Genomic DNA, 7,471 nt, shown 5'->3' on the forward strand with positions numbered 1-7,471 from the left:
TACCGATTCCTCCGGAACGCCCACGCGGCCCCGTCCGTCCGGCCATGATGGGGGGCATGGCGGGCCTGGAGGGTGTGGAGCAACCACGGCAGCACGGCGGGGCGACCGCCGCACGGTGGGTACCGACCGTCGAGGACGAACAGGCCCTCAAAGCCGTGGAGTTGTACGGGAATCCGGCCGAGGACGACGTCCGGCTGCCGTCCCGTCCCGAGTCCGCCGCGGTGGCCCGCCGGCTCACCCAGTGCGTCGTGCTGCGCCAGTGGGCGCTGACCCCTCAGATCGCGGAACACGCGGTTTTACTCGTCTCGGAACTCGTCGGCAACGCCGTGCGTCACACCGGTGCGCGCGTCTTCGCCCTGCGGCTGATGCGCCGCCGCGGCTGGATCCGTGTCGAGGTGCGCGACCCGTCGCGAGGCCTGCCCTGCCTGATGCCCGTCCAGGAGATGGATATCAGCGGCCGCGGGCTCTTCCTCGTCGACAAGCTCTCCGACCGCTGGGGCGTGGATCTGCAGCCGCGCGGCAAGACCACCTGGTTCGAGATGCGGGTCTCCGACCGCTGACGCCTCGTACGCGGGCGTGCCCCGGCCCGTCTCCGGACGCACAGAAGCCCCCGTTCGCCGCTGTGGGGCACCTGGGGGCTTCCGTGAGACGGCCGTGGATCGGGGGGGTGTAATCCACGGCCGTGAAGACGACCTTGCCCGGGTCAATGGGGGTCGTGACTCCGACTATGGCAGACAACGGGCCTTGTCGCCAAAAGTCCCTATAGCGTCAAAATCGGTCAAACCGGTACAGTCTGCCAATGAATCGTTGGTGACATGGAGCACCGCCCTTGTAAATGGTGAATAAGTATGGCGTTCATCGGGTGTTTCCTCGCCGCGTCCGCATGCCGGACGCCCCGTGGGGGCCTGTAAACGTCCTGAATTGGCTCAATCGTTACTTTTCGGGCATCACCCCCTTTTAATGGGCGCGTGACCCTCACCGACCGTCGTGCCGCACTGCGGGCAGGTGCGGCGGCCGCCCTCGCGGGAGCCCTCACCACCGCCTGCGGTACGGAGACCGGACCGCCGCCGCGACGCCCCGCGCCGCGCGGCCCCGACCCCGCCGAGAAGCGCGCCGCAGCGGCTCCCCGCCGGTTCGCTGGCCGCCCCGCCGAGATCGAGAGCGGACCGCGCGACCGCCCACGGGTCGCCCTCACCTTCCACGGCCAGGGCGACCCGGCCCTCGCCCGCGCCGTGCTCGCCGAGGCCGAGAAGGGCGGCGCCAGGGTCACCGTCCTCGCCGTCGGGGAATGGCTCGACCGGTACCCCGAGATCGCCCGCCGGATCCTCGACGGCGGCCACGACCTCGGCAACCACACCCAGCACCACCTCGACGTCAACGCGATGACCGAGGCGGAGGCGTACGCCGAGATCACCGCCTGCGCCACCCGGCTGCGCCGCCTCACCGGCTCCATCGGCACCTGGTTCCGGCCCTCCAGGACCCGCCGCGCCTCCGAGGCCGTCCTGCACGCGGCCGCCCGCGCCGGCTACCCGCACGTCCTCTCGTACGACGTCGACTCCCTCGACCACACCTCGCCCGGCGGACCGGCCGTCGTCCGCACCGTCACCGGACAGATCCGGGGCGGATCCGTGGTGAGCCTGCACCTCGGCTACGCGGACACCCTTGCCGCGCTGCCGCCCCTCCTCGCCGACCTCGACCGCCGCGGCCTGCGCCCGGTGACGACCACGGAGCTGCTGACCTGATGCTGCCTCTCACCACGCGTACGAAGAGCCTCCTCGCCGCCGCCCTGCTCACCGCGCTCGCCGGATGCGGCATCGCCGGCGAGGCGCCCGAACCCCGGGGCGGGGCCAAGAAGGAGGCCGGCGCCGTCCCCGCCCCGCCGAAGAAGGCCGCCCCGGCCGGACTGCCCGGCATGCCGCCGGTCCTCGACCCGGACGACATCTACGCGGCGGACCGGCCGGGCAAGCTCTCGCCCGTCGTCAAGGACTTCCCGTCCCGGGTCTACGTGCCCAACACCAACTCCAACACCGTCTCGGTCATCGACCCGGCGACGTACAAGGTCATCGAGACCATCCCGGTCGGCATCCAGCCCCAGCACGTCGTCCCGTCCTGGGACCTGAAGACCCTCTGGGTCAACAACAACCGCGGCCACACGCTCACCCCGATCGACCCGGCCACCGGCGTCGCGGGCAAGCCCGTCGAGGTCCACGACCCGTACAACCTGTACTTCACGCCCGACGGGAAGTACGCCGTCGTCATGGCCTCCCTCGACCGCGAGCTGGTCTTCCGCGACCCGCACACCATGGAGCGGAAGAAGACCGTCCCGGTCTCCTGCTACGGCGTCAACCATGCCGACTTCTCCGCGGACGGCCGGTACTTCGTCGTCTCCTGCGAGTTCTCCGGCGAACTCCTGAAGGTCGACACGGCGAAGATGGAGGTCATCGGCCAGCAGAAGCTGCCCCTGCAGGGCGCCATGCCGCAGGACGTGAAGATCTCCCCGGACGGCAAGACCTTCTACATCGCCGACATGATGGCCCACGGCATGTGGGTCCTGGACGGCGAGAAGTTCACCACGCCGCGGCTGATGCCGACCGGCAAGGGCGCCCACGGCCTCTACATCTCGCGTGACTCCAAGGAGATGTACATCCCCAACCGCGGCGAGGGATCCGTGTCGGTCTTCGACTTCGGCCAGAACAGGCTGACGAAGAAGTGGCGTCTGCCGAACGGCGGCTCCCCGGACATGGGCGGGGTCTCCGCCGACGGCAAGGTGCTGTGGCTGTCCGGCCGCTACCACTCCGAGGTGTACGCGATCGACACCACGACAGGCGAGCAGCTGGCCCGCATCCCGGTCGGCGGAGGCCCCCACGGCCTCGCCGTCTACCCCCAGCCCGGCCGCTACTCCCTCGGCCACACCGGCGTCTTCCGCTGACACCCCGGGCCGACACCCGGGGCGGTCAGCCCGCGGTCAGGAGGGCCTCGGAGGCCACCGGGCGGTATCCCGCCGCCTGGAAGACGCGGACACTGCGGGCGTTGCCGGGGGACTGCTGCGCCCACACCACGTCGCCCGGCGTCAGATGCCGGGCGGCGAGGGCCAGCGCCCGGCCGATCCCGCGGTGCCGGACGTCCTCGTCGACCTCGATCGCCGCCTCCCAGCGGCCCGCCACGCCACGCCCCAGGATGACCACGCCGCCGTCGGCCGCCCACACCCGTACGTCGTCGCGGAACTTCAGCGCCCGCGCCACCCGGGGGTGCTCGGGGTCCTCGATCTCCCGCAGCGGCAGCTCCGGTTCCCCGGGCAGCGCCGTGGCGACCGTCAGCAGGTCGATGGTGTTCATGCGGCGGCCCGTGTGCCGCATCAGGGCGAGCAGGAATCCCGGGTTCATCGACGCGGCCAGCGGGTCACTGGAGGCGGCCGCCAACTCCGTCCGTACCCACGCCGGATCCGCGTCCGTGAAGACGACCGAGTGCGCGGTGAAGGCGAGGACGCCGGCGTCCCGGTCGTTCGGCGGAGGGACGACGGTCGTCGAACCGTCCGGCGGCGGGAACCGCCCCCCTGCCGCAGCCGCCAGGATCCGTGCCACGTCGTCGTTCATACCTCCATGATCTCCCACGATCCGTCATGGCCCGGCGGCCGGGCCCCGCTCACCGCCCGATAATCTCTCCCCGTCATCGAAGCATCGAGAAGGGGCGGAATCAGTGGCGGACATCGAGTCGGCACGCACGGCGTTCGAGCGGTTCGACGTGGACGGGGACGGCCTCATCACGGCCGCCGAGTACAAGAGCGTCATGGCTCAGCTGGGTGACTTCAACGTCACCGAGACGGTCGCCGAGGCGCTCATCAAGCAGCGCGACGACAACGGCGACGGGAAGCTGTCCTGGGACGAGTTCTGGGCGCACCTCAACAAGGCCTGACCCACCCGGAAACGGGACGGGCGGCGAACGACTCGCCGCCCGTCCGGGCCGCCGGCGGGATCGGGATCACCAGCGGTACCAACGCGCCCCGCCGCTGCGCATGAAGAACCCGAGCACCCACAGCACCAGCACGGCGATGGCGATGAACCAGAGCACGTCGGCCGCGAACCCGGCTCCGAAGAGAATCAGGATCAGGGCCAAGACGATCAGCAGCGGGACCATGGCTGCACCTCCGCGGTAGACGGTCGCCCTTACGGGTGCCCGCGATCCCGCGTCGCATGCGCGGCTTCCGCACCGACCGGGTCGGCCCGGGGACCGAGACCGACGAACTCGGTCAGGCTCCGGCACGTGAGGGCGAGGTCGTCGAGCGGCATGTGTGCCTGCCCCGGCGGATCGGCGTGCGTCGCGCGGGATCAGACTCTGATCACGCGGACGCCCGGGCCGCAGAGCATCAGGAGGTCTTCGGGGCCCGATGCCAGGACGGTGACCGGGGCAGGTGAGGTGAGCGCGGTGGCGGCCACGACGGCGTCGAGGGCGTACTCGTGGCCGTGCAGTCCGGCCGCGGCCAGGAGCTTGCTCGCACGGCGAGCGATGGCTTCGTTGGGCGGGATGATGTTCACGCGGGAGACGGCGTGGTCGAAGCGAGCCTGGTCGACCTTGGGGTCGCGTGCTTCGACGAGGGTGACGGAGTTGGTGACGACGCGGATGTCTTCGGCTTCCGCTGCCGTCAGCCACTCGGTGATCTCAGGTGTGCGTCGCACCAGTTGGGACAGGCCTTCGCAGTCCAGGACGAGCGTGCCGCTCACGCGGCGTCCGCCGAGCCGGCCGTCTCGCCGCGGAGGACGGCACGTTTGGCGTCGACGGCCGACTGGTCGACCGGGCCGTGTTCGGCTTCCGCATCCTCGATGAGTTCGTGCAGTCGGTCTCGTTCCAGTTGGCGCTGGATGAGGGACTCGACGTAGGCGGACATGCCTCGCTTGCCCGTGCGTGCCTTGAGGGCGGCGATGGTGCCTTCGTGGAGCGAGACCGAAACGGGCCGGACGGGTCCTTCGCCGGGAGCCGGGGAGGTAGCCATGGCACGAGTTTAAGAAGACTCTTGTTAGAGCGGCCTCAGGGTTTTCCCGCCGTACGATCAGGCAAGGCCCCGACCAGCGCTGAGCGACGCAAAAACGCTGGTCAGGGCCTACAGCCTCAGCACTCGATGATGTTCACCGCGAGCCCGCCGCGCGCCGTCTCCTTGTACTTGACGTTCACGTTGCCCGCCACGCTGATCATGTCCTTGACCTGCGGATTCATGGTCAGCTGGGTCGTCCACCCGGCCAGCAGGGACTTCTGAGGGATTTTGTGCTGGTGGTCCTGCTCCAGCCACGCGTCCATCGCGGCCAGGCCCCGGAAGCCCGCACCCGGCATGAAGTGAGCGTAGTGGTCGAGCGTGATCTTCGGGGAGGCGTGCCCCAGCCACGTCGACAGGCTGACGACGGACTCCCCGGCCTCCAGCTGCACGCTCGCGTAGGTGTGCCGGAGGACGTGGAACATGTCCGACCGGGACAGCTCGAAGGCGGGGTACCGGCGTACCCGGCCACCGTAGTGCTGGACCTTCTCACCCACGATCTTCAGGACGCCGGCGGCGGCGAGGGCGGGCTTCCAGCTGCGCTCGTTCCACGTCCTGTAGTAGATGCGGTTGCCGTGCGAGGTGGTGAGGACCAGCATCACCGTGATCGGCTTCCGCTGCTTCTCCTCCAGCGCGGTCGTCGGCGCCTCGGGGTTCCGCCAAGGCAGCGTGCACGCCACCGGTGGGAAGCGCCGGAAGTGCGCCCGGGCACGTGCCGCGAGATTCGGGGAGAGCGGGACCTCGCGGGTCTTGCCACCCTTGGGGAGGCAGAAGTACGCCCGTCCCTTGATGTCCCACCGGAGCTGGCGCCGTACGTGGACGACGCCGGCCTCGAAGTCGAAGTCCTCCTCCGCCAGGCCGAAGGCCTCTCCCTGGCGCAGGCCGAGGCCGAGCCCCAGGTCCACGGCGAACTGGTACCGCTCCTGGAGATGGGTCCGGACGGCGTCGGCGACGGCCCGCGTCCACGCCTTCGCCTTCTTCTCCGCCCGCCGAGGCCGCTTGACGCTCTGGTGCACCTTGACCGGGTTGCGGAGCAGTCGCTTGTCGTCCACCGCGCTGTTGAGGATCGAGGTGAGGTGCCCCCAGATCACCTCGGCCGTCGATCCCTCGACGCGGCGCAGCAGGGCCGCCTTGAACGTCCTCAGCGTCGAGGCGTCGATGTCCTTCAAGGGGACGTCGCCCATGAGGGGGATGACGTGGTTCCAGATCCGGCTGCGCAGAGGGCCGGCCGTGGACGGCTCATCCGTACGGCCGGGCCACCAGTGCTCCTCGATGTAGTCGGCCATGGAGATCGAGCCGTCGCGGGGGTCGACGAACTCGCCGCGCCCCGAGTCGGTCTTCGCGGAGGCGAGCCACTGCTTGGCATCCTCGCTGGTGGCGAACGAGCGGTCCTGGACGCCCGGGATTCCCTTGACGCGATACCGCAGGCCCTTTCCGTAGAGGGTGGTGCGCTCACGCTTACCGGTCTGCTTGTCCGGCCGCTTCTTGAGCCATCGGTCCTCTATATATCCGGCCATGCGGTGGTCCTCCCGGAGGGTGCTTTGCGGGATCGTGCTTGAGTTGGTCTTGGGAACGCCGTCCGGAGCGGGTTCTTATCCCGGATCGAGCTGCTTCCTTGCTCGGTTCTTCGGACGAGGCCGAGCGGGCTACCGGGAGCTCTTCACACGGCGCTGGGGCCTCTGCGCCAAGGGGTTGAGGGCAGCGTTGGACCGCGAGTCGGACATCTCCTGGTCTCGCACCCACTGGTCCAGGGCCGATACGCGGTACATGACCCGCCGCCCCATACGGAAGCTCGGGGGGCCTTGGCGACGGTGTCGCCAGACATACAGGGTGTTGGGAGACAGCCCCAGATATGCGGCCGCCTTGGGGAGGTTCAGGAAGGCGGTCTCGTGCTGCGGATGGGCATGGGACATTGCTGGACTCCCGTTGCTGAACCGTTGGGTGACAGCTTGAAAATCCAGGGAAAGGGTGTTTTGGCCAGGCCGGGATTCTGTGTTAGCGGCGAGCCTGTCCGTCTGTCTGATTCTCCGTTGAGTCCAGCGGGTGGTCGCGGTGTCGAGGAGGAGCCTCCAGATGGGCGACCTCCCGCCCAAGTACACCGCTACAGGGATTCCGCGCCTCCCGTGCGCAGTACCCTCCGGACATGTCTGCGGCAGTGACTCTCTACGTGATCTCGGCGGTGCTGGAAGTGGGCGGCATCATCAAGACGGTCTGGGACATCGGTGCTGCGCGCCGGAGCCTGCGAGACTTCATCAGGCGCCCTCTCCACGTGTACGCCTCGGACGTGGCAGTCGCTACCGAGGCGTACAACGCCAGCATTGTCACAGGTGAGCCGATGACGCTCGAACGGCGCGGGGACTGTAAATCGTTCGGTGTAACTCCCGATCATGGAGGATGCACCGATGACCAGTGAGAACGTGACCGAGGCCGAGATCAGCGAGGCGATAG

General features: G+C 69.2%; 11 protein-coding genes. 5 read left to right on the forward strand and 6 right to left on the reverse strand.

Going from position 1 to position 7,471, the window contains the following annotated elements; genetic code table 11:
* Nucleotides 1-56 precede the first annotated feature (56 nt).
* The 3 genes from ACFUJR_RS31840 to ACFUJR_RS31850 all read left to right on the forward strand — a co-directional run bounded on the left by ACFUJR_RS31840 (nt 57) and on the right by ACFUJR_RS31850 (nt 2,929).
* Entirely contained in the window at nt 57-560 is a 504-nt protein-coding gene (locus ACFUJR_RS31840) for an ATP-binding protein (protein ID WP_383172815.1), read from the forward strand.
* A 408-nt stretch (nt 561-968) separates the two neighbouring features.
* Complete coding sequence (locus tag ACFUJR_RS31845; protein ID WP_383172813.1) at nt 969-1,742, forward strand: polysaccharide deacetylase family protein; 774 nt, start codon at nt 969-971, stop codon at nt 1,740-1,742.
* Complete coding sequence (locus ACFUJR_RS31850) at nt 1,742-2,929, forward strand: hypothetical protein (protein WP_383172811.1); 1,188 nt, start codon at nt 1,742-1,744, stop codon at nt 2,927-2,929. The genes ACFUJR_RS31845 and ACFUJR_RS31850 overlap by 1 nt, the downstream gene beginning before the upstream one ends.
* Before the next feature lie 25 nt (nt 2,930-2,954).
* Here ACFUJR_RS31850 and ACFUJR_RS31855 read toward each other — a convergent pair whose 3' ends face one another.
* Nucleotides 2,955-3,593, reverse strand: coding sequence for a GNAT family N-acetyltransferase (locus tag ACFUJR_RS31855; RefSeq protein ID WP_383172809.1), 639 nt, complete (start codon nt 3,591-3,593; stop codon nt 2,955-2,957).
* 103 nt (nt 3,594-3,696) lie between these two features.
* Here ACFUJR_RS31855 and ACFUJR_RS31860 point away from each other — a divergent pair, with 103 nt between their 5' ends.
* On the forward strand, nt 3,697-3,912 hold the full coding sequence (locus tag ACFUJR_RS31860) for an EF-hand domain-containing protein (protein ID WP_352189563.1): 216 nt from the start codon (nt 3,697-3,699) through the stop codon (nt 3,910-3,912).
* A gap of 66 nt (nt 3,913-3,978) precedes the next feature.
* Here the strand turns inward: ACFUJR_RS31860 and ACFUJR_RS31865 are convergent, their stop codons facing one another.
* The 5 genes from ACFUJR_RS31865 to ACFUJR_RS31885 form a co-directional block, all read right to left on the reverse strand.
* Complete coding sequence (locus ACFUJR_RS31865) at nt 3,979-4,134, reverse strand: hydrophobic protein (protein WP_383172807.1); 156 nt, start codon at nt 4,132-4,134, stop codon at nt 3,979-3,981.
* Nucleotides 4,135-4,325: 191 nt separating this feature from the next.
* A complete protein-coding gene (locus ACFUJR_RS31870) occupies nt 4,326-4,718 on the reverse strand; it encodes a type II toxin-antitoxin system VapC family toxin (RefSeq protein ID WP_383172805.1) in 393 nt (130 codons plus the stop codon).
* Nucleotides 4,715-4,987 (reverse strand): hypothetical protein, encoded by a 273-nt coding sequence (locus ACFUJR_RS31875; RefSeq protein ID WP_383172803.1) that lies wholly within the window; start codon nt 4,985-4,987, stop codon nt 4,715-4,717. Before ACFUJR_RS31875 ends, ACFUJR_RS31870 begins: the two co-directional genes overlap by 4 nt.
* A 116-nt stretch (nt 4,988-5,103) precedes the next feature.
* The gene (locus ACFUJR_RS31880) at nt 5,104-6,540 is read right to left on the reverse strand and encodes a tyrosine-type recombinase/integrase (protein WP_383172801.1); all 1,437 of its coding nucleotides are present in this window, start codon (nt 6,538-6,540) and stop codon (nt 5,104-5,106) included.
* 129 nt (nt 6,541-6,669) lie between these two features.
* The gene (locus ACFUJR_RS31885) at nt 6,670-6,936 is read right to left on the reverse strand and encodes a helix-turn-helix transcriptional regulator (RefSeq protein WP_383172799.1); all 267 of its coding nucleotides are present in this window, start codon (nt 6,934-6,936) and stop codon (nt 6,670-6,672) included.
* A gap of 230 nt (nt 6,937-7,166) precedes the next feature.
* Between ACFUJR_RS31885 and ACFUJR_RS31890 the strand changes: the two genes are divergently transcribed.
* Nucleotides 7,167-7,436, forward strand: a complete 270-nt coding sequence (locus tag ACFUJR_RS31890; protein WP_383172797.1) for a hypothetical protein — start codon at nt 7,167-7,169, stop codon at nt 7,434-7,436.
* Nucleotides 7,437-7,471: the final 35 nt, after the last annotated feature.

Source organism: Streptomyces sp. NPDC057271 (genome assembly GCF_042668715.1).
Taxonomy (GTDB): domain Bacteria; phylum Actinomycetota; class Actinomycetes; order Streptomycetales; family Streptomycetaceae; genus Streptomyces.